We start from the raw sequence: 20637 nt of genomic DNA, 5'->3' as shown, positions 1-20637 counted from the left end.
ACATCATTTTTCACGGTCCGCATGCAGTCCCCAGAGCAAGCAATGGCAGAAAACGCCCTCAATGTTCCTTCCCCGGCCCAGTACTCGCGCTTTGTGCAGCGTCTTCACCGCCGTTACGAGAACTGGTTTGACGCCTTGCCGCCGGGAGCCCCCGACCGGGCCCTGATGGAGCAGGCCCTGGGCACGCTGCAGTCGCGCGGCCTGGATCTTTCCGCGGCGCTGCGCGTGCTGCGCCAGCTGGTGATGGAGCGCATCATCGTGTTGGACTGCGAACAGCAGGCACCTCTCGCCGTGGTGACCAAGGCCGTCACCGAGCTGGCCGAGCTGGCCCTGGATCGCGCCTGCACCCAGGTGCGCGCCGAACTCGACACCCGGCATGGTGCACCTCAAGGACCCGCCGGCCAGGAAGTCCAGTTCTGGGTCATAGGCATGGGCAAGCTAGGTGCCCGCGAGCTCAATGTCTCCAGCGACATCGACCTGATCTACGTCTACGAACATGACGGCGACACCCGGGGCAAGGCCGACGGCCGCGGCGTGATCTCCAACCACGAGTACTTCGGCCGCGCCGTCAAGGGCATCTTCAGCCTGATCGGCGACACCACCGAGCACGGCTTTGTCTTTCGCGTCGACCTGGCCCTGCGGCCCAACGGCAATTCCGGCGCCCCCGCCGTCTCGCTGTCCTCGCTGGAGGAGTATCTGCAGATTCACGGCCGGGAGTGGGAACGCTTTGCCTGGCTCAAGAGCCGCATCGTGGCGCCGCTGGCCGATATCCAGACCCCCAACGTCCAGGCCCTGCGCGGCGTGGTGCTTCCCTTTGTGTTCCGCCGCTACCTGGACTATGCGGTGTTCGACTCGCTGCGCAGCCTGCACCGCCAGATCCGCGACCACGCCTCCAAGCGCAGTGCGGGCCATCCCGAGCGCGCCAACGACGTCAAGCTCTCGCGCGGCGGCATTCGCGAGATCGAATTCATCGTGCAGCTGCTGCAGGTGGTGCGCGGCGGCCAGTTCCCCGAGCTGCGCCGCCGACCCACGCTGGAAGCCCTGCAGCGCCTGGTGCAGGCCAATCTGATGAGCGCCGAGATTGCCGATGCGCTGAGCCGTGCCTATATCTTCTTGCGCCAGGTGGAGCACCGCATCCAGTATCTGGACGATCAGCAGACCCATGTGCTGCCCACACGCGACGATGATCTGCTGTGGATTGCCCGCACACTGGGCTATGCCGATGCCTGCGGCTTTCTGCACCAGCTGGACGAGCACCGCGAACTGGTGGCACAGGAGTTCGACACCTTGCTCGGCGGCGACTCCCAGCAATGCAGCAACGGCCACTGCAATGCCGCCAAGGCCGCGGCAGGCGGACCGCCCACGCCCAGAGACATCGAAGACCTGATCGAGGCCCTGCCTCCCTCGCTGGCCGGGCAGGTCGCCGACTGGCGCAGCAATACCCGCATCAACGGCCTGCGCGACGAGGCGCGGGCTCGTTTGTTCAGGCTGGTGGAGCGCACCTCGCAATGGGTGGAAAGCGGCCAGTCCAGCGAAGAAGCTGCCAAACGCTTTCTGCAGTGGCTGGAACCCCTGCTGCGCCGCGAAAGCTACCTCGCCTTGCTGCTGGAACGCCCGGCAGTTCACGAGAGATTGCTACATCTTTTGGGAGCTGCACGCTGGCCTGCACGGTACCTGCAGCAACACCCCGGGGTGATCGATGAGCTGGCCAGCGATGCCATCCTCAAGGAGCGTTTTGTTGCAGCAGACTTCGAGCACGAGCTGGCCATGCGCCTGGCCGCCCTGCAGTCCACGGGCGAGGACGACGACGAGACCTTGCTCAATCTGCTGCGCCGTGCCCACCATGCCGAAGTCTTCCGCACGCTGGCTCGCGATATCGAAGGCCGCATTACCGTAGAGCAAGTGGCCGACGACCTCAGCGCCCTGGCCGACAGCGTGCTGCGCATCACGGCCCAATGGTGCTGGAGCCGGCTCAAGAGCCGCCATCGCGATACGCCACGTTTCGGCATCGTGGGCTACGGCAAGCTGGGCGGCAAGGAACTCGGCTACGGCAGCGATCTGGACATCGTCTTCGTCTTCGATGACGACGATGACCGCGCGCCCGAGGTTTACGCGGCCTATGTGCGCAAGCTCATCAACTGGCTGACCGTCAAGACCGGTGAAGGCGATCTGTTCGAGATCGACACCGCGCTGCGCCCCAACGGCAACTCGGGTCTGCTGGTGACCAGCTTCGAGTCCTATGCCAATTACCAGCAGCAGCGCGGCAGCAACACCGCCTGGACCTGGGAACACCAGGCCATGACGCGTGCCCGCTTTGTGCTGGGCAGCCGCGACTTTCCCTCTTCTGCCGGCGAACCTGCGACCGATCTGCACCTGCATCAGCGCTTTGATGCGGTGCGCGAAGCCGTCATCACCGCGCCGCGCGATGCCGCTGCTCTGCGCAGCGAGATTGAAACCATGCGTGAGCGGGTGCGTGGCGCCCACCCGGTACGCGGCGGCCTTTTTGACGTCAAACACAGTCCCGGCGGCATGGTGGATGTGGAATTTGCCGTGCAGTATCTGGTGCTGGCCGAATCCGGCGCGCACCGCGAGCTGATCGCCAATGTGGGCAATATCGCCTTGCTGCAGCGCGCCGAAGACGCGGGCCTGCTGCCCAAGGCTGTGGGCTATGAAGCAGCCAAGGCCTACCGCGAGCTGCGTCGCCTGCAACACGTGGCAAGACTGGATGAGCGCTCCGGACAGCTTGAACCGGAGCAGGCCCAAGCCCAGCGTGAAGCGGTACTCAAGCTCTGGACTGCGGTGTTTGGGCCTGTCGCCTCAACGCAAAGCAGCTAGCTGCTTCAAGGGATCGGAGATTGGTGAGCGCCTGCTTTTTGAGGCACTGGCAGCATCCATCAAGATTTGCCTACAGGCATTGCCAAACTGTTACAAAAATGAAACCCACGGGGGCTGGAACTTCTGCAACAGTGTCTTATCTGATAGTCAAGTGCAATGAACTGACAGGTCTGCATTCACCAATTTCCAGTTGCGAAGCCCTTGGGTACGCCCATTGAACAATCCCCGGAGCGCTTCTCCTCCCTCCCTCTCTTAATTCGTTTCGGGATGCTTCGCAGCTTTTTTATGCCCCAAAAAAGGCCACTTTCGAGTGGCCTTTTCTTTGACGACATGCTGCCACTCAGTGGGGCACGGTGTTCACAAAGCTGAGGCGTGCCGCCAGCTTGGCCAGCAAGGCGGCCAGATTCGGATGCTCGGCGCGCCAGTCCATCTCGGGAAAGCGGAAATCCAGCCAGGCCAGGGCACAGCCGACGCTGATATCGGCCAGCGTCAGATGAGTGCCTCCGCAGCAAAACGGCTTCTCGCCCAGGCCCTGAGACATGACCTTGAGCGCGGCCTGGACCTTGCCCATCTGGCGGTTCATCCAGGCCTGGCTGCGCTGCTCTGCACTGCGGCCGGGCCAGGTGGCCTCCAGCCGCACCAGAACGGCAGCGTCCAGCATGCCGTCAGCCAGTGCCTCCCAGGTCTTGACCTCGGCGCGCTCGCGGCCCGTGCCCGGAATCAGCTTGCCAACCGGCGAAAGTGTGTCCAGATATTCGACGATGACACGCGAATCGAACATGGCCTCCGTTCCGTCCATCACCAGGCGCGGCACCTTGCCCAGAGGATTGCCCGTACCCGGCGCAAGCGCTTCCTCCCAGGGGTTCTCTTCGACGAATTGATAGTCCAGCTTCTTTTCAGCCAGCACGACGCGGACTTTGCGCACAAAGGGGCTGGTGGTGGAGCCTATTAGTTTCATAGCAGCGGTTCCATGACACGAGTCACCGGCGACGGGCCGGTGCGATGATTCTATGCGCTGGCATGGCGGCACGGCTGCCGCCGCAAAGGGCCGGCATGCGTGCCAGTCACGGCCGCCGAGCAACCCAGCACGGCGTGCGACTGATACAGCGCACCTACAATTGCGCCACCATGAACCTGTCCTCCCTCACCGCCATCTCTCCCTTGGACGGCCGCTACGCCGCCAAGCTGTCCGCACTGCGCCCCATCATGAGCGAATACGGCTATATGCACCGCCGTGTTCAGGTCGAGGTGACCTGGTTCATCGCCCTGTCCGATGCCGGCTTTGCCGAATTCCCCGCGCTGTCGGCTGAATCACGCGACTATCTGCACGCGCTGGTCGCCAACTTCTCCGAAGCCGATGCCGACGCCATCAAGGCCATCGAAAAGACCACCAACCACGACGTGAAGGCCGTGGAGTACTGGATCAAGTCCAAGTTCGACGGTCGCGCCGAGCTGCAAAAGGCTGCCGAGTTCGTGCACTTTGCCTGCACCAGCGAAGACATCAACAACACCAGCCACGCGCTGCAGATCCGTGTCGGCCGCGACACCGTGCTGCTGCCCGCCATCAACGGCATCATCACCAAGCTGCGCGAGATGGCCCACCTCTATGCCGAAGTGCCCATGCTCAGCCGCACCCACGGCCAGACTGCCTCCCCCACCACCGTGGGCAAGGAACTGGCCAATGTGGTCGTACGCCTGCAAAAGGCCGCTGCCAACATCGCCGGCGTGAAGATCCTGGGCAAGATGAACGGCGCCGTGGGCAACTACAACGCCCACCTGTCGGCTTGGCCCGAGTTCGACTGGGAAGCCTTCAGCAAGAACGTGGTGGAATCCGCCGAGCCCAAGGGCCTGGGCATCAGCTTCCAGCCCTACTCCATCCAGATCGAGCCCCATGACTACATGGCCGAGCTGTTCGATGCCATGGCTCGCACCAACACCATCCTGATCGACCTGTCGCGCGACATCTGGGGCTATGTGTCCCTGGGCTTCTTCAAGCAGCGCCTGAAGGCCGGCGAGATCGGCTCGTCCACCATGCCCCACAAGGTCAACCCCATCGACTTCGAGAACTGCGAAGGCAATCTGGGCATGGCCAACGCCATGCTCAAGCATCTGGCCGAGAAGCTGCCCATCAGCCGCTGGCAGCGTGACCTGACCGACTCCACCGTGCTGCGCAACATCGGCGTCGCCTTCGGCTACACCACGCTGGCCTACGCTTCGCTGATGACCGGCCTGAACAAGCTGGAGCTCAACGAAGAGCGCCTGCAGGAAGACCTGAACCACGCCTGGGAAGTGCTGGCCGAGCCCATCCAGACCGTGATGCGCCGCTATGGCGTGCAGGGCGCCTACGAAAAGCTCAAGGAAGTCACGCGCGGCAAGACCGTGCTGGCCGAAGACCTGCACCGCCTGATCAACGGTCTGGAAATCCCCCAGGCCGACAAGGACCGTCTGCTGGCCATGACGCCTGCCTCCTACATCGGCAAGGCTGCCGAGCTGGCCAAGCGCGTTTAAGCAAAGCTCCCCCCCTGAGGCGCTTTGCGCCTTCCCCCTCTCTCGCTTTGCTGCGCAAGGCAGGAGGGGGACGACACCCTCGCTGCGGGGCGGCCCTTGCTCGGTGTCCCCCTGATTGCGCCGCGCCAGTTTCCAAGACTGTGCGCGTTGGGACTTGATCTAGCAGCCCAACACACACCAACAACAAGTTTTTATGGCCATCAAGTCCACCATCTTCAAAGCCAATCTGTCGATTGCCGACATCGACCACAACTACTACGCCGACCACAATCTGACGCTGGCGCGCCATCCCAGCGAAACCGATGACCGCATGATGGTGCGCCTGGTGGCCCTGGCGCTGAACGCCTGGAAGCTGCAGGACCTGTGCAATGGTGACGGCACGCTGGGCTTTGGCATCGGCTTGTCCGACCCTGATGATCCGGACGTGCACATCACCGACTACACCGGCCAGAAGCGCCTGTGGATCGAAGTCGGCCAGCCCGACGAAAAGCCCATCACCAAGGCCTGCAACAAGTCGGACCATATGCTGGTCTACCCCTTCAACCACGCCGCCCATGTCTGGTGGAAGGGTCTGGAAGGCAAGCTGACCCGCCAGAGCAAGCTGGAAGTGCATTACATCGACTCGGAAGTGGCCCAGCAACTGGGTGCGCTGGCCGAGCGCAGCATGCAACTGCAAGCCACGATTCAGGAAGGCCAGCTCACGCTGTCCAGCAATCTGGGCACGGTGTTTATCGAGCCCACGCGCTGGAAATAAGCTTCAGAAACTCTGGCCGCGCCGCTCCGCCGCGCGCTCCGCATAGCGGTTGAAGCGCCAGGAATCGCCCTCGACCGTGATGCGGCGCCATACGGCCCGCTTCTCGGCGGGCTCCATGGCAGTCCAGTGCTGCACCTCGTCGAAACTGCGGCCGCAGCCCTTGCATTTCTCGTCGCCCTGGCTGGTGGAACAGATGGCAATGCAAGGCGTATCGGGCATGGTGTCGAACCAGGCCAGCCAGGCAGCCATGGCATGTGACGGGAAACCCTCCACCGCCACCTCGGACTCGCAGGCATGAATCATCAGCGCATACACCTCGGCCAGCGCCTTGACCTCGGGTGCCAGCAGCACGCCGTCGGGCGATGGAGCGCGGCCTCGCCAGTAATTGATGGCAGCTTCGATGTCGGTGATGTGAATGGCAGTCATGGAGCAGGCATCATAAGCCGCAGCCATGAGGCCTGCGTCAGCAAGGTTGCTTCGTTTTTGGTAGCTGCCTGTGCTTTGTGCAAAGGCGCCGCAAGACGGCTGCTCAATATAAAACCTGTGAACTAGATGGGGTTTGAAACTTGAAATCCCATGCCTGCTGTGTTGAAATGCGCAGCTTCGAAGGGGAGTAGCTTATCAGGCGCATGCTTTGCGTCATGAGCGGATGGTCGTCAATACGAAGCGCAAGCTTCCGGCCATACGGTTTGCAGCCAGGCTGCAATCGAGCAAGACCTTTGATAGGCCGATGACGGTCAATCAAAGTGTCTGCCCCTGCACGATTCCTCGCGCGGGTTTGCGCTTCGACTTACGTCACCTTGGTCTTCACCCGCTGGCGTCAAGTGCCAAACCTATGCAGACTGCACCGGCGGCATTCCACAACGAGGAAAAATCACATGGATCTGGACTTTCTGACCCACACGCCCTTCTGGATTGCGCTGGGCCAAATCATCATCATCGACATCCTGCTCGGCGGCGACAACGCGGTCGTGATCGCACTGGCCTGCCGCAAGCTGCCACCCGAGCAGCGTCGCAAGGGCATCATCTACGGTACTGCCGGTGCCATCATCCTGCGCATCATCCTGATCGCCTTTGCCATGGTGCTGCTGCAGCTGCCGTTCCTGAAGGTCGTGGGTGCCATACTGCTGATCTGGATCGGTATCAAGCTGATTGCTCCCGATGACGAAGGTCACGACAACATCGAAGGCAGCGACAAGCTGTTTGCCGCCATCAAGACCATCATCGTCGCCGACCTGGTGATGTCCGTGGACAACGTGATTGCCATCGCCGGCGCAGCCCAGAGCTCGGGCGACCACCAGATGCTGCTGATCGTGCTGGGTCTGCTGATTTCCGTGCCCATCATCGTCTGGGGCTCGCAGCTGGTCATCAAGCTGATGGAGCGCTTCCCCATGATCATCGTGGCCGGCGGCATGCTGCTGGGCTGGATCGCGGGCGGCATGTTCGTGACCGACCCCGTGTTCGTGAACACCGACAAGTGGCTGTGGATGCCCAAGCTGGGCACGACCGATGCACAAGGTCTGGCCGAGATCTCCAAGACCCTGTACTGGGCAGCCCATATCGGCGGCGCATTGCTGGTTCTGGCTCTGGGCAAGTTCATTGCCAGCCGCCGCCCCGCGGTTGCAGCCCACTAAGTCTGGAAAACCCAGCAATTCGTGAAGGAATGCGGGAACTGACCGCAGCCTTCACGACTCACAATAGAAACAAGTCGGCACATTCCTACAGATGTGCCGCATTCTTCAACCTTCGTTCCCGTTAGGACGCACTTTGAACCCCATCATTGTTTACGTGGATGACGCCACATACGCCCAGCCTATGCTCGAGGCACTGGCGGGATCGAGCCAGGCGGCTTCCTCCCACTGGTTGCTGGTGGCCTGTGCTCCGCGCATGACCCACCGTGTGAGCAAATGGGTCAGCCATCGCGCTCGCGAGAACTGGCGCGGCAAATGGGCAGACAAGCTGTTTGCGGCGCTGATGCCCGTGATGGCGACGACAGGAGGCAAGGTCACCGCCGTGCTGGCCAAGGGCCCGCTGACCGAGCTGGTCGCCGAGTTGCAGCAGGAACATGGCGCAGCACAGATCATCGACGCCCGCCGCCCCAAGCAGGAGGTCGTGCAAGCCGCTCCCGTCAAGGCCAATGCCAAGACAGGCGCCACCGGCGGCCGCTGGAATCTGCCCGGCACCATGGCGGCAATTGCCGCCATGATGGGCTTTGTGATCGACGACTCGCTCTCGATTTAAGAGCTTCAAGCACTCTCTGAATAAGCCTTGCGCGGCCAAAACCTCGCAAGGCTTTTTTTTATGATGTGCCGCGATGAGCGCAGACACAGCCTGCTGCTATGCTGGTCAGCATGAAAATCCTCGTCAAATGGCTTCTTTGCGCGGCGGCTCTTCTCGCGGTCGCCTATGTCTACAGCGGCGTACAGGTACAGAGCTTCGGCTCGGCCATGATTGCGGCCCTGGTCATCGGCCTGCTCAACACCATCATTCGCCCCATCCTGGTGATACTGACGCTGCCCGTGACCATCATCACCGTGGGCCTGTTCCTGCTGGTGGTCAACGGCCTGATGTTCTGGATGGCCTCCGGCATCCTCGGCGGCTTCCATGTCACCGGCTTCTGGGCCGCCATGCTGGGTGCGCTGATCTACTCGGTGCTGGGCCTACTTATTGACCGCCTTGTCGCGCAGCTGTTCCCGGAGTAACTCGTCCACGGCACGCAAACGCGTGTCGATGATGGAAGCCTCGAAGTAATCGGCACTGGCGCCGGCCTTGCGGGCCAGATCCTGCGCGGCCTTGAAGCGATCCACCGCTGCCGCGTAGTCATAGTGCGCCACCTGGGCCTCTGCTTCGGCCCGCAGGGCGCGCATCTCCTGGCCCTGGCTGCGCCACACGCGCGCCAGCGTCTGCCAGGCCGAGCCATCGCGGGGATGATCCGTCACCCAGGTCTGCAGGGGGCTGGCCATGGATCCAGCCTGGTTGAGCCTGAGCAGGATTTCCGTCTTGAGCAAGAGTTGCGGCCTGCGTGGTGCGACCTGCTCCACCACGTCAATCGTGGCCAGGCTTGGCCCGGCCTCGCGCGGCCCGGCCAGATTGCCGCTGGCCGTGACCCTGGGCGCCGCCTGGGGGGCATTGCCGGACTGCGGCGGCAAAGCCGCCAAGGCCGCCTGCGGGTTGTCTGCCTTGAATTCAAGCTCGGCATTCAGCCATCTGGCTTGAATATTCGCTGGTGCGTTGCCCGCCGTCGCCGCGAGCAGCCGCTGCGCCATCTCGCGCGCCAGCGGCCAGTCGCGCAGATACATGGCACTGAGCGTCGCGGCATAGAGCTGAGCAACCTGCTCGAACTGGCTCAGGCTGGAAAAACTGCCGGAACGCGGCAGCCTGGCCCACTGGCGGCGCACCTCGACACCGGGGTTGGAGATCACACGGGCGCGGGCCGACATCATCACATGCTCCAGCGTCGGCACGGGGTCGGCCGCGCGCTTGCCGGGCGGAATGCGCGAATCCATGTCCGCGATACGCTGCGTGGTCAGCGGGTGGCTGCGCAGATAGGGCCAGCTGCCGTTGTCATTGAGCCGGCTGGCCTGCTGCAGCTTGCCGAACATGCTCACAAAACCCTGGGGAGCAAAGCCCGCGGGAGACATCAGGCTGTAACCCATGCGGTCCGCCTCGCTCTCCATGGCGCGCGAGAAATTCAGCTGGTTTTGCATCACCGCCGCCGGACCGCCCATCATGATGGCCATGGCCGCATCGGGGCTGCGCGTGGCCGCCAGGGCACCCAGCAGCATGGAAGCCAGCATCAGCGGCGTCTGCTTGCCTTGCTGCGCCATCATGCGGGCAATGTGGCGCTGGGTGATGTGGCTGGTTTCATGGGCAATGACCGATGCCAGCTCATCGCCGCTGCTGACCACGCCGATCAGGCCCAGATAGACGCCCATATAGCCGCCGGGCAGTGCAAACGCGTTGACCTGGCGGTCCTTGCCCAGGAGCAGTGTCCAGGCAAAGCGCTCCTCCAGTTCGGGCGACAGCTCGCCATTCTTGCGCGCCGCATCCTGCAGATGCAGCCAGATGCCTTCCACATATTCCTGCAGCACCGGGTCATCCAGATAGTCCGGATCGCGGTACAGCTCGCGGGCGATGGAATCGCCCAGACGCCGCTCCTCGCCCGTGGTCAGCGACGATGCGCCGTCGCCCAGGGTCGGCAAACCCGCCGCCTGCGCAGAGGAAGCCAAGGGGGATACGGCCTGAATAGCTATCAAAACAGAAGCTGTCAGCGCTTTTAGAATATGAACTGTACGCAGTTTTGGCATCAAAAATGGCATGGCAATCACAGCATTGCCAGCATATGGATCTTCCATATGCCGACCGTTCAACACCCCACTATGATGCCTTGATTGATGAAGACGGCGACATGCCCGCCTGGGATGCCCAGGTAAAGCCGCCAGTCCATCCCCGCTCAACCTTGATGGGCGCCAGAACCGAAATCATCTGCCGCCGGAAAGAACCGCCATGTCCTCTCTTACCCACTTCGACGCCCAGGGCCAGGCCCATATGGTGGACGTCGGTGCCAAACCCAGCACCCATCGCATCGCCGTCGCCGAAGGCCGCATCACCATGAAGCCCGAGACCCTGGCCATTGTGCAGGCCGGTACAGCGAAAAAAGGCGACGTGCTGGGCGTGGCCCGCATCGCAGCCATCATGGCGGCCAAAAAGACCAGCGACCTCATCCCCCTCTGCCACCCCCTGGCCCTGACCCGTGTCGCCGTGGAGTTCGAGCTGCAACCGGAAACCAGCTCCATTCTCTGCACCGCCACTGTTGAGCTAAAAGGCCAGACCGGCGTGGAAATGGAAGCCCTGACCGCCGTGCAGATCGGCTTGCTGACTATCTACGATATGTGCAAGGCGGTGGACAAGGGGATGGTGATGGGGGGCATCAGGGTGCTGGAGAAGCGGGGGGGGAAGTCGGGGAACTGGATAGTCTGAGATTAGCTTTAAAAAAGCGCCAACCGTAAATTTTTCGAAATTAAATTAACTACTCTTTAATTTGGCCAGTGAATTTTATTGATATTTAGTCGCTTCATATAATAGAAGCACAAGAAATCCACATAAATAAACTTATCTAAAAAAGAGAATTTCCCAATCAAAAATAGGAATACTATGCAAATCAAAAAAGCCTCATCTAAAATGAGGCTTTTTACTAGTTTTCAGTGTCTATTAAGACGATGCAGCCTTGAAATCTTCGCCGCCAGGAATAGTACCAACGGAGCAGCTACCAGGCAACAACTTCTTCAATTCAGCCTTTGCAGTCGTTGATGCCATGCACTTCATGCCACCAATCTGCTGACCTGTAAGACCACCCTTATCTGCTCCCGCCAAGTCTGCAGTTGCAATGTTGGTTCCATCCTTTTTCAAAGGTACAAAGTACAGATACTCACCGTCAGGAATACCAAGTTCTTTGTTAGCCGTGTCTTTGAGAGCCAAGCGAGCCGCACCAATATCATTCGTCGCGATTTCAAGCACGTACTTTCCAGCCACAGGCTTGCTGTTGGCAGCAGGAATTTCGCAACCCCAGCCACCAGGGCCAGGGTTTGTGGCAGATAGTGCGTCCATGGAGGTCTGATATTTAGCAGAGACATCAGAGCGGCAGGCCGAACCTTGCAGCACCACCTCAGCAAAGCGCGACTTAGCCATATAACTTTGATAAGCAGGCAGGGCTACGGCAGCCAGAATACCGATGATCGCCACAACGATCATCAGTTCGATCAGGGTGAAACCCTTTTGAATGGAACGCTTCACTTCAAACTCCCTAGTTGGATGAGACACGGGGTACAGAGCAAGCTTCATGCCAACAATTTGGCAAAGGCAGGTCTCATCCAAAATGACACGTTTGGCAGCATTCAAGAGAGTTTTAGTAACAAATTTGACGTGTCCGTCACAGGTTATGACAAATTTGTCAGCGACTTGGTGTGAGTCAAGTCGATGCTTACTCCACGACAAAGCGCATGGTGCTGCCCGCCAGGTCCACCGTATCGCCATTGAGCAGCGGCACAGACAGAGGACCCACCACCTGACCATTGAGCTTGAGGTCTTCGCTTGCTCCCTCCAGTTGGGTGAGCACAAAGCCATGGGGCTTCTGGGTGATGGAGGCGATGGCTACACCGGGCTTGCCCAGGGTGGTGACGACCTTGAAGAGAGGTATTTCCCTGCCGGCCAGGCTGCCGGTGAGCATGCGAATCACGGCGTGGCGCTCAGGCAGTGCGGCGAGCGAGCCCTGGATGGTGGAGCTGAAGCTGGAGATTTCACCAAACCCGGAGGGGCTGGCGACTTTGGCATAACCGCTGTCTACCTCTTCGGAAATATGCGCTAACGCCTTTTTGCTGCTCTGGGCAGACGACGGGGCATTCGAGTCAGCAATCACGGTATCGAGAAAGCGGATCTTGTAGCGGCCAATGTCCAGCAGGTCGCCGTTGAGCAGGTCCTGCTTCTGGATGGCGCGACCGTTGACATAGGTGCCGTTGGTGCTGCGCAGGTCTTCAATGCTGACCTTGCCGCCAGAGATGGTGAGCACGGCATGCTCGCCGCTGACCGCCAGATTCTCGATCACGATGTCGTTGTAAGGACGACGACCCAAAGTCGTGCGCTCCTTGGTGAGCTGTACTTCCTTGATGACTGCGCCGTCGATTGAGATGACCAAAGTCGGCATGCTCGAAGCTCCTGAGGAAACGCCAAGTCCTGCTTGGCTGCACTGGCTAGGACCACTCCCACTTGAGTGTGTGATTCAGCGCTCAATCATCAATCGTAACTGGATGAAACGCGCTTGCATGCTGCATCTTATTTCACTAATTCGATGAAGCCAGCTATTCGATTGAAATTTTCAACCTTGCTGTCATTCGTCTGCAGCATCTTTGGAATCGCACCCGCAATCTATCAAGTCGCCATATAAGAAAAGCCCGCGCTCGTTGAAAGCGCGGGCTTTTTTGCAAATCTTTGCAAAGTGGCGACAGCCACCTATCCGTGATTTAGAACGGCAGAGGTCACCTTTTATGTAAACATCTCTCTGAGAACTAGTCAGAAGGCCACTTTTCCGAAATTTTACACTAACCAACGTAAACAATTAAGCCATTTTTAGTAGGTTGTTTACATTGTGTGAGTAGGTGCCCCGCGCAGGATGTTCCAACGCTAGTCAAGTGACGAAATTGCACCATGCGCAGCAGGGCAGCCAACAACTGAACAGCATCAGCAAGCTAGTCCAGTACTTCTACCAACCAGCCTTGAAGTTGAAGAACGCTCACGCATACTTCCTCGCTGAAGCTAGGGTCTACAGCTAGTCCGGGAGTGGGGGAAATGACCGTTGAGTGACCGTCTTGCGTTGTGGACTGAACGGCAATTCATCTGGTCCGTGTGTCATCACCAGCAGCAATGGGACATGCCCTACCGGCAAGCTGTCCAGAGCGTCTTGCGACCTATCATCAGGGGGAGCACCATACCCATCGTTATCTTCTCTCGCAGCTTCAGAGCTAATGCTGGCCAGAAGCGCATTGGTTAACGTGAAGCCCAAGGTTGGCGATTGTTCGACTGCAGCAGCCACAAACTCGTCCAGTTCTTCCGAAGCAGCATGAAAGAGCCCAGGAACAGCTGCGAAGAAACGCAGATTGCGGCCGCGAAGACTCGAAGTGATGCCTTGATTCGCTAGCTTGTAAACATAGTCCCGGTTCGCGGAAAACGCCAGCATTTGATTGACAAAAAGAGACCAGTGGTCGGAGGTTGGAGAGATTACCCCGGGCTGAAAATGCCTGCCACTGTTGCCAAAAAGAAAGTCACAAAGCGTGTCTGCAAAATCGGTCCTGCAACTGACGCCAACTTTCGCTGAACTTGGCAGGGGAGGACAGCCTCCGGTAGACCAGGTGGAAGCATTGGGATAGTTTTTTCTCACGAACCTGACGTCAGGCCCAGCTATGGTGGTTGCCATCCATTGAGGCGTCGTCAGTGGAGTTTGATAAGCGTGCCCCTTAAATACTGTCAAATATTGCGCCCCATCTGATGCTGGTTGAGTACTTGCACTGGGGTTTTGAAAGTTCCAGAAGGGCGTAGATGCATCAGGTTGCTTTGCGAGGCGTGTTTGCCCCGTGAACTCGGGCCATGATTGATAGAGTTCGAACTGAATTGCCTCTGTGCCTTTCGCAAGGGAGCCGGTACGTGGAGTCCTTGCTCTTTTCGCCTGAAAGAGGATTGCACGACCATTGATTGGTTGGCCTGTGGTCGTCGAAAAATGTTGATGCACAAGCATCAGGTCTCCAATTTCGACGGACTGCGTTTTACCTTTCGGCAATACCTTTGGTGTTTGATGAGTGAATATTCCTCGGACTAATACTTTAGTTGACGAAGAGACATGGTTCCGGAGTATGTTTCGCAGTCCTCGATAGGTGTCCCTGCTCAGGAAAGCACTCACTAGCGCCGGCTCATCAGGCACGGCTGGATGTGCTTTCCTCCATGCATCTCCATGGCACAAATTCACGTATGCGCGGATTTCGTCTTGTAGAGCCATTTGCAGATAAATTTCCGAAAAAATCCACTAAAGCGGAACTCTAGTGAGAAGGGGTCAAATATATGAATCGAACCAGCGTTATAGCTGCAAAGGGATTTCTTTAGGGTAGTCGCGAGAGGGTTAAAGGGTTACAAGCACATCGGTCTGGAGGACGACCGGAAGACGATAGTGCTGAATCCTTGAAGGTTGTTTATAGAAGCCGGGCCTGCCCAAAGCGCTTTCCATTTCGACTCTCAGATTTTTCTTGCGAGCTAGATGCGCTAATGGCGAGGTGTCAGGCTAAGGTCATCGAGAGCCGCCTAAACTGAATCTCCAACAACGATTCTGGAGGGGGTCATGGTTCGTATCCGGCAAGTTGAAATCAAGCACTTTCGGTCCATTCGTTCTCTGAGTTGGTATCCCCAGCCTGGTTTGAACTGTTTAGTGGGTCCTGGTGACAGTGGCAAGTCGACCATCCTTGATGCTATTGACCTGTGTTTGGGGGCACGCCGGACGGTCTCCTTCGCGGACACGGACTTCTACGGTCTCGATGTCAGCCAGCCCATCGTCATTTCTCTAACACTAGGCGACCTTCCTGACCGCCTCAAGAATCTGGACTACTACGGAGATTGCCTTCGCGGGTATGACGACAAAATTCTGGGGGTTGTGTTGGACGAGCCCTGCAAGGACTGCGAAACCGTTATTACAGTGCGTCTAACGGTCTCGTCGGACCTTGAGCCGGTCTGGAGCTTGTATTCAGAGCGTGTGGAGCACTTGGACCCGCCCAAATCGTTGCAGTGGAGGGACCGAGTCGAGTTAGCGCCGTCCCGTCTTGGCCAACACTCCACATCGAACCTCTCTTGGACGAGGGGTTCTGTGCTGAATCGGTTGGGAGAGGAAAGAGCGACGGTAGGCCCGGCTTTGGTGCATGCGGCACGAGAAGCGCGGGCGACATTTGGTGCTCAAGCGGGGCCACAGTTGGCTAAAACGTTGGAGGCGGTCACCCGAACTGCAAAAGACTTGGGAATCCCTGTTGGCGCATCAGCAACAGCGCTCTTGGACGCTCATTCAGCCTCTTTTGGGGATGGAGCAGTTTCCTTGCATTCTGACAATGGCATTCCGTTGCGGAGCATGGGGACTGGGTCGACTCGGCTGCTGATAGCGGGACTTCACCGGGCCACGGCTAACTCAGCGGGGATAGTGTTGATTGATGAGGTCGAGCATGGACTTGAGCCGCATCGAATCAACCGATTGCTGGATTCGCTGGGAGCGAAGGATAAGGAAGAGCCGCTGCAGGTGTTCATGACAAGTCATTCTCCCGTTGTACTAAGAGAGTTGTCGGGGTCTCAATTGAGCATTGTTCGCTCAAGTGCGGCCGGACACACAGTGAGGGCCCTGGGGAGTGGAGACGATGTACAAGCTGCGCTTCGCATGTTCCCAGAAGCGTTTCTGGCGAAAGCTGTGTTGGTCTGTGAGGGGGCAAGCGAGATAGGGCTTATCAGGGGATTGGACCAGTACTGGACCAAGCAAGGATTTCCGTCGCTTCAAGCTGCTGGAGTTTCATACATTGATGTTGGCGGCGGAGATGCGGACCGTGCCTTCAAGCGAGCGAATGCTTTTTTAGGCCTTGGGTACAAGGTTGCGGTGGTACAGGACAACGACAAGCCGCCGACGGAATTGGCGGTACAAGGGTTCCTGAGTCAGGGAGGGGCGTTGTTTTCCTGGCGCGATGGTCTGGCTCTGGAGGATGAGCTGTTTTTGAGCTTACCGGCGACTGAGGTTACGGCCCTAATTGCACGAGCACAAGAGCTGACGGAGGATGGACGGGTCAATGACCATTTAGGAACCAAGTCGAACGGGCGGGTGAAGCTAGCAGACGTATTGGCGGAAGGGGCCAGTGGAGAGTACTCGCTGGAGACCAGGAGACTGCTTGGACTGTCGTCCCGCATCCGAAACGCTGGATGGTTCAAGTCCATCACGAAGATGTCTGGAGTAGCGCACGACATTGTTGGGCCGAGTTTGAAAGGGGTTGCCCCGGAGTTCAGGGAGTTGGTCTTGGGTCCAATTAGGTGGGCACGCTCCAATGCTTAATTTAGACCTATTTAGAGATGCTAGGTCGTCGGTCATGGCTCCAGCTGGCTGTGGCAAAACGCAACTGATTGCGGATTCGCTCAAGACCTACACTGGTAGTAAGCCGGTGTTGGTTCTGACTCATACCAATGCAGGCAAGGGTGCACTTGAGGCTCGGTTGGAGCGTGCGGCCGTTCCCAAGGCCTCGTACCGAGTCTTCACCATAGACAGTTGGGGGATTCGGGTCGCTTCGCGGTTCCCGACTCGCAGCGGATGCAACGCGCAAGTGCTCCGTCTGGAAAACCCGAACCACGATTACCCTGCGGTGCGAGCAGCTGCCCTAAAGCTACTGGTATCTGGGGACATCGAAGACATTCTCGTTGCCAACTACAGCCGTCTCGTCGTTGACGAATATCAGGATTGCACGCTGCCGCAGCATGCAATCATCGACGCACTTGCCCACGTTCTACCTACTTGCGTGCTCGGGGACCCGCTCCAGGCAATCTTTGGATTCAGGGAACCAACAGTCCATTGGGACCAGCATGTTCGGGCGACATTCCCTGAAATCGGAACACTTAACGTCCCTTGGCGTTGGAACCGAGTAGGCGCTGAAAACCTTGGTAACTGGCTACTTTCCATCCGGGAGCCCTTGCTTGCGGGCGCAGCCATAGACCTCAGCTACGCGCCGGCTGAAGTTCAATATGTCCCGCTTCCGGGAAACCCTGCTGGCGACCATCAGCAAAGAATGGATGCGGCTCGGACTAAGGCGCCGAACAAAGACGGCACAGTTTTGGTTATCGGTGACAGCACGAGCCCGCAGGAGCAACGCCAGTTCGCAAGCATCACCCCTGGCGCCTCTACCGTAGAGGCTGTTGACCTCCGGGACCTAACAAGCTTTGCACGCAACTTCGACCCGGAACATGCAGATTCGACAAAGCACCTGGTGGAATTTGCGGGAGAGGTGATGACCAATCTTGGCGGAGCAGGACTGCACAAGCGCTTGGCCTCATTAAGGGCCGGTACGGCACAAAAGGAAGCCAACGAAATCGAGGCTGTTTGCTTAAGTTACGAAGCAGCTCGTTCGTTCGCGGCAGCAGCCAAGCTACTCCAGGACTTAGAGGAATGCACCGGTGTTCGCGTGTATCGCCCAGAGGCACTTTCCGTACTCAAAGCGGCTCTACGCACCGCCAGTGGAGGTGGCATTACGTTCTACGACGCCACAGTCCAGGCGCGCGAACGCAACAGGCACTTAGGCCGGAGAACCAATCGTGTCGCCGTGGGTAGCACCCTGCTGCTCAAAGGGCTTGAGGCAGATGTTGCCGTGGTCCTGAACCCGTCTGTGATGAATGCTCGTCATCTATATGTGGCCCTCAGCCGGGGAGCTCGTAAATTGGTCATCTGTTCGCCAACCCCAGTGCTCACCCCTACTGCAGCCTGAGTTAGTCGTATTTATGAGTCCAATGTAAGCACAGACGATGGCCTGCTTTAGGGTAGCTGGCGCGATTGCAGTGTGGTGGAGCTCAGCACCTGGATAACTCTTGGTACATGGCTGGCCTTCACTGACCAGCATGCCGTTGCTGGATGACCGACATGCTTATGCAGACCACCGGCGGGAATCGAGCAACCAAGCCTGTAAAGCCTCTGGAGCGGAGCTGTCGGCCTTAGGCATTTGCTTAACCCTTAGCGGGTGACTTGCTCGCTCGAGCGCTTGGTTCTCCGTCTTTCTCTTCTCTCGCCGCAAGCCTTTCAGAGATAGCAAACTCTGCATCAATTCGACGAATCTCCTCAGTACGCCGCCTTGGATTCAGAACGTGCTGAACATCGCTCACGAATAGTCTTTGACAGTGAAGGAGCCCCTCCATCGACGACTTGCTGTCCGATTTCAGTAGGTTCTGCATGTGGTTATAGGCGGCAACCAATCGATTCAAGATTTGCTGTCGAAGGCCTCGGTATGCAGGTTCCTTTCCAACTCCATACTCCTCGCTCCACTCGTTTGGAAAGAACCAACGTCCTCTATCAATCAGCGAAGAAATTCGATACATGGCCTCGTAAAGCTCTCGACTGCGCTCTTCGGGAGGAAGGTTGACTGCATGCGTGGCCCTCGCAATGTTCTCGCAGGCTTCGTCAGCCCAACGGCGAACATTGCAGAGATAGTCATCTATCCAAGCATTCGAATCTATTACGTTCGAGTGTCGAGCATGGCTGTTCGCAAGCTCCGCAGACCTCTGAGCCAGATTTGCATGTGCAATTGTTTGTCTCGCACTTCGTGCGGCAACTAGCGCCGCAAGCCCGGCCACAATGACCCCCAGTCCGGTTAACAAATCTGTCATCTGCTCAGCCCCTCCACCTGGCTAAGTCAATAAAGAGCACTTACTGCGACCCAGACGCAGTCAGTTTCCGCCCATTCACTGCTTTATTCTGAACACGCAGTATCGGCGCATTTGTCGAGCGCAACGGCCTGTGTCGCACAACGCTTCCAACACTTGGGGTGTGAATTCCCGCAGCGTGAAGCTAACGAGCTACTTTTTTGGAGAAGGGCTCCCCATCACCACCTCCATCCTTTCTCCTGGAAATCCCGACATGACTGCCATGTTGCCGCGGGAATCGGCATAGATGATTGCAGGCGTTCCGCTGAAGCCAAAATCTCTCATCAGCCGGAGGTTCTGAGCGAGCGCATTTCTTGCTGATTCAGACACCACAGGCGCTTCGGCAATGCCTCCACGCGTGACATTCAGCTCATGCAGCGTAAGAGCAGCAGCCTTGTCTGGAGCGGAGAGAATGGCAGCCGCCTTGCCGGCACTGTTGTGTTTGATGATGCCGACCAAGATGTGACGAACCTGCACCTGGCCTGACTCGACCCATGGTCGAGAAACCTCCCAAAAGCGATGACACCAGACACAGTTCGGGTCCGTGATGACGTAAACGATGCGCGGAGCATCCCTTTTTCCGTCCAGAACCCAATTGGCCCCTTCAAGGCGCTTCCAAATAACGCTTTGGAAAGCTCGCACATCTGTGACGACTTGCGTGTTCGATACAGCCATTGAAAGGCTGGGGACTATGGATACAGCGACTACAAGCGCTACGAGGCTGTGGTCCAGCTTCATTTCGATAAGGCTTTCAAGATGAGTCTGAAAAGGGCGTAGTGGAGCCCCGCCCAAGAGCAGGTGGTTAGAGAAGACTGTTGGCTTTGGCTTCTTCTTTTGCCAGTGCGCGCAACAGCACCAGCCCTACACCTAATACAACCAGCGTGACGATGAGAGCATCGTGATAGTTACCTGTCGCTGCGGCTATGTACCCTGCCATAGCGGGCGCGCCAATCTGAGCAACGCCGTAACTCAGGGTCATCTTGGCCATAGCCTTCGCCGGGTTCGCGGGAAAGTGCCTGCCAACAATTGCTAGCGTGAGACTGACGATGCCCGCAAACGTCCCTCCGAACAGAAGCGCACTGACAAGATTCAAAGCAGGCGCGTCGGACAGAACAGGTATGGCAATGCCGATAGCGTGCAAGGCATAAGCCAGCATGAGTGCCTGAACCGAACCAATGGCTCTGGCAACTCTGTCCCACATGAAGGTCGATGGGACTGCCGCGAGGCCGACACCCACCCACACCCAGCCACCATTCCCTGTGAACATTGGCAGCTTTTCAAGGATGGCAACGATAAACGTCGCCCCTATGGCGAAGCCGAAGCCCGCACAGAAGTAAGACATGATGGAGAGACGCATCCATCGCTTGGATGGGGGTGCAGCTGACACATTAGCGCTCTTCTTTATATGCTTCAGCTTAGCTGGACGTGGAAGCCACAGCCATGCGGGTACCAGAAGAACTAGCCCAATTGCGCCAAGAATCAGCTGTTGATTTCCACCCAGAAGTGACCCACTAGCCCCCGGTTTTTCCATCTCAATCTGACCCACGCATTAACCCTAGCCTGCTGCTTTCTTGTGCAGCAGG

General features: G+C 58.4%; 17 protein-coding genes. 9 read left to right on the top strand and 8 right to left on the bottom strand.

All coding sequences use genetic code 11. The annotated features are described in order from the left end of the window. The first annotated feature begins 42 nt into the window (after window positions 1-42). Complete coding sequence (glnE, locus tag V8Z78_RS13995; protein WP_349731570.1) at window positions 43-2835, top strand: bifunctional [glutamate--ammonia ligase]-adenylyl-L-tyrosine phosphorylase/[glutamate--ammonia-ligase] adenylyltransferase; 2793 nt, start codon at window positions 43-45, stop codon at window positions 2833-2835. 340 nt (window positions 2836-3175) lie between these two features. Here glnE and V8Z78_RS13990 read toward each other — a convergent pair whose 3' ends face one another. Then, entirely contained in the window at window positions 3176-3793 is a 618-nt protein-coding gene (locus V8Z78_RS13990) for a glutathione S-transferase C-terminal domain-containing protein (RefSeq protein ID WP_349731569.1), read from the bottom strand. Window positions 3794-3963: 170 nt separating this feature from the next. Here V8Z78_RS13990 and purB point away from each other — a divergent pair, with 170 nt between their 5' ends. Together purB and V8Z78_RS13980 are read left to right on the top strand one after the other, a co-directional pair. After that, entirely contained in the window at window positions 3964-5343 is a 1380-nt protein-coding gene (purB, locus tag V8Z78_RS13985; protein WP_349731568.1) for an adenylosuccinate lyase, read from the top strand. A 193-nt stretch (window positions 5344-5536) separates the two neighbouring features. After that, window positions 5537-6097 (top strand): YaeQ family protein, encoded by a 561-nt coding sequence (locus V8Z78_RS13980; RefSeq protein ID WP_314352527.1) that lies wholly within the window; start codon window positions 5537-5539, stop codon window positions 6095-6097. Between the two features lie 3 nt (window positions 6098-6100). Here the strand turns inward: V8Z78_RS13980 and V8Z78_RS13975 are convergent, their stop codons facing one another. After that, window positions 6101-6550, bottom strand: coding sequence for a DUF3717 domain-containing protein (locus V8Z78_RS13975; protein ID WP_034382388.1), 450 nt, complete (start codon window positions 6548-6550; stop codon window positions 6101-6103). Between the two features lie 425 nt (window positions 6551-6975). Between V8Z78_RS13975 and V8Z78_RS13970 the strand changes: the two genes are divergently transcribed. The 3 genes from V8Z78_RS13970 (at window position 6976) to V8Z78_RS13960 (ending at window position 8799) form a co-directional block, all read left to right on the top strand. Further along, window positions 6976-7731, top strand: coding sequence for a TerC family protein (locus tag V8Z78_RS13970; protein WP_003066777.1), 756 nt, complete (start codon window positions 6976-6978; stop codon window positions 7729-7731). Window positions 7732-7864: 133 nt separating this feature from the next. After that, a complete protein-coding gene (locus tag V8Z78_RS13965; RefSeq protein ID WP_034351037.1) occupies window positions 7865-8338 on the top strand; it encodes a hypothetical protein in 474 nt (157 codons plus the stop codon). Between the two features lie 98 nt (window positions 8339-8436). Beyond that, window positions 8437-8799, top strand: a complete 363-nt coding sequence (locus V8Z78_RS13960) for a phage holin family protein (protein WP_003072212.1) — start codon at window positions 8437-8439, stop codon at window positions 8797-8799. Here V8Z78_RS13960 and V8Z78_RS13955 read toward each other — a convergent pair. Then, window positions 8758-10404, bottom strand: coding sequence for a M48 family metalloprotease (locus V8Z78_RS13955; RefSeq protein WP_080944382.1), 1647 nt, complete (start codon window positions 10402-10404; stop codon window positions 8758-8760). The genes V8Z78_RS13960 and V8Z78_RS13955 overlap by 42 nt on opposite strands. Before the next feature lie 199 nt (window positions 10405-10603). Here V8Z78_RS13955 and moaC point away from each other — a divergent pair, with 199 nt between their 5' ends. Further along, window positions 10604-11077 (top strand): cyclic pyranopterin monophosphate synthase MoaC, encoded by a 474-nt coding sequence (moaC, locus tag V8Z78_RS13950; RefSeq protein ID WP_349731567.1) that lies wholly within the window; start codon window positions 10604-10606, stop codon window positions 11075-11077. Between the two features lie 231 nt (window positions 11078-11308). Here the strand turns inward: moaC and V8Z78_RS13945 are convergent, their stop codons facing one another. From V8Z78_RS13945 to V8Z78_RS13935, 3 genes are all read right to left on the bottom strand, one after another. Then, window positions 11309-11995, bottom strand: coding sequence for a pilin (locus tag V8Z78_RS13945; RefSeq protein ID WP_349731566.1), 687 nt, complete (start codon window positions 11993-11995; stop codon window positions 11309-11311). Between the two features lie 82 nt (window positions 11996-12077). Then, entirely contained in the window at window positions 12078-12797 is a 720-nt protein-coding gene (locus V8Z78_RS13940) for an FHA domain-containing protein (RefSeq protein WP_349731565.1), read from the bottom strand. Between the two features lie 621 nt (window positions 12798-13418). Next, window positions 13419-14381, bottom strand: a complete 963-nt coding sequence (locus V8Z78_RS13935) for a hypothetical protein (protein WP_349731564.1) — start codon at window positions 14379-14381, stop codon at window positions 13419-13421. 594 nt (window positions 14382-14975) lie between these two features. Between V8Z78_RS13935 and V8Z78_RS13930 the strand changes: the two genes are divergently transcribed. Then, window positions 14976-16709, top strand: coding sequence for an ATP-dependent nuclease (locus V8Z78_RS13930; protein WP_349731563.1), 1734 nt, complete (start codon window positions 14976-14978; stop codon window positions 16707-16709). Window positions 16710-16743: 34 nt separating this feature from the next. Beyond that, complete coding sequence (locus V8Z78_RS13925) at window positions 16744-18126, top strand: UvrD-helicase domain-containing protein (protein ID WP_349731562.1); 1383 nt, start codon at window positions 16744-16746, stop codon at window positions 18124-18126. A gap of 1081 nt (window positions 18127-19207) precedes the next feature. Here the strand turns inward: V8Z78_RS13925 and dsbG are convergent. After that, window positions 19208-19792, bottom strand: a complete 585-nt coding sequence (gene dsbG, locus V8Z78_RS13920) for a thiol:disulfide interchange protein DsbG (protein WP_349731561.1) — start codon at window positions 19790-19792, stop codon at window positions 19208-19210. Between the two features lie 64 nt (window positions 19793-19856). Next, window positions 19857-20585 carry a YbfB/YjiJ family MFS transporter gene (locus V8Z78_RS13915; RefSeq protein WP_349731615.1) on the bottom strand — a complete coding sequence of 243 codons (729 nt, stop codon included), beginning with the start codon at window positions 20583-20585 and terminating at the stop codon, window positions 19857-19859. Between the last annotated feature and the right edge of the window lie 52 nt (window positions 20586-20637).

It is taken from the genome of Comamonas sp. wu1-DMT, assembly GCF_040187805.1.
Taxonomy (GTDB): domain Bacteria; phylum Pseudomonadota; class Gammaproteobacteria; order Burkholderiales; family Burkholderiaceae_C; genus Comamonas; species Comamonas thiooxydans.
The sequence above is the reverse complement of the archived record's forward strand: the minus strand, read 5'-3'. Positions and strand labels throughout refer to the sequence as shown.

Bases quoted from the DNA above. Each gene is read 5' to 3' on its own strand.
- glnE (WP_349731570.1), top strand. From the start codon at position 43: ATGGCAGAAAACGCCCTCAATGTTCCTTCCCCGGCCCAGTACTCGCGC.
- V8Z78_RS13990 (WP_349731569.1), bottom strand. From the start codon at position 3,793: ATGAAACTAATAGGCTCCACCACCAGCCCCTTTGTGCGCAAAGTCCGC.
- purB (WP_349731568.1), top strand. From the start codon at position 3,964: ATGAACCTGTCCTCCCTCACCGCCATCTCTCCCTTGGACGGCCGCTAC.
- V8Z78_RS13980 (WP_314352527.1), top strand. From the start codon at position 5,537: ATGGCCATCAAGTCCACCATCTTCAAAGCCAATCTGTCGATTGCCGAC.
- V8Z78_RS13975 (WP_034382388.1), bottom strand. From the start codon at position 6,550: ATGGCTGCGGCTTATGATGCCTGCTCCATGACTGCCATTCACATCACC.
- V8Z78_RS13970 (WP_003066777.1), top strand. From the start codon at position 6,976: ATGGATCTGGACTTTCTGACCCACACGCCCTTCTGGATTGCGCTGGGC.
- V8Z78_RS13960 (WP_003072212.1), top strand. From the start codon at position 8,437: ATGCTGGTCAGCATGAAAATCCTCGTCAAATGGCTTCTTTGCGCGGCG.
- V8Z78_RS13955 (WP_080944382.1), bottom strand. From the start codon at position 10,404: ATGCCAAAACTGCGTACAGTTCATATTCTAAAAGCGCTGACAGCTTCT.
- moaC (WP_349731567.1), top strand. From the start codon at position 10,604: ATGTCCTCTCTTACCCACTTCGACGCCCAGGGCCAGGCCCATATGGTG.
- V8Z78_RS13940 (WP_349731565.1), bottom strand. From the start codon at position 12,797: ATGCCGACTTTGGTCATCTCAATCGACGGCGCAGTCATCAAGGAAGTA.
- V8Z78_RS13935 (WP_349731564.1), bottom strand. From the start codon at position 14,381: ATGCTTGTGCATCAACATTTTTCGACGACCACAGGCCAACCAATCAAT.
- V8Z78_RS13930 (WP_349731563.1), top strand. From the start codon at position 14,976: ATGGTTCGTATCCGGCAAGTTGAAATCAAGCACTTTCGGTCCATTCGT.
- V8Z78_RS13925 (WP_349731562.1), top strand. From the start codon at position 16,744: ATGGCTCCAGCTGGCTGTGGCAAAACGCAACTGATTGCGGATTCGCTC.
- dsbG (WP_349731561.1), bottom strand. From the start codon at position 19,792: ATGAAGCTGGACCACAGCCTCGTAGCGCTTGTAGTCGCTGTATCCATA.
- V8Z78_RS13915 (WP_349731615.1), bottom strand. From the start codon at position 20,585: ATGGAAAAACCGGGGGCTAGTGGGTCACTTCTGGGTGGAAATCAACAG.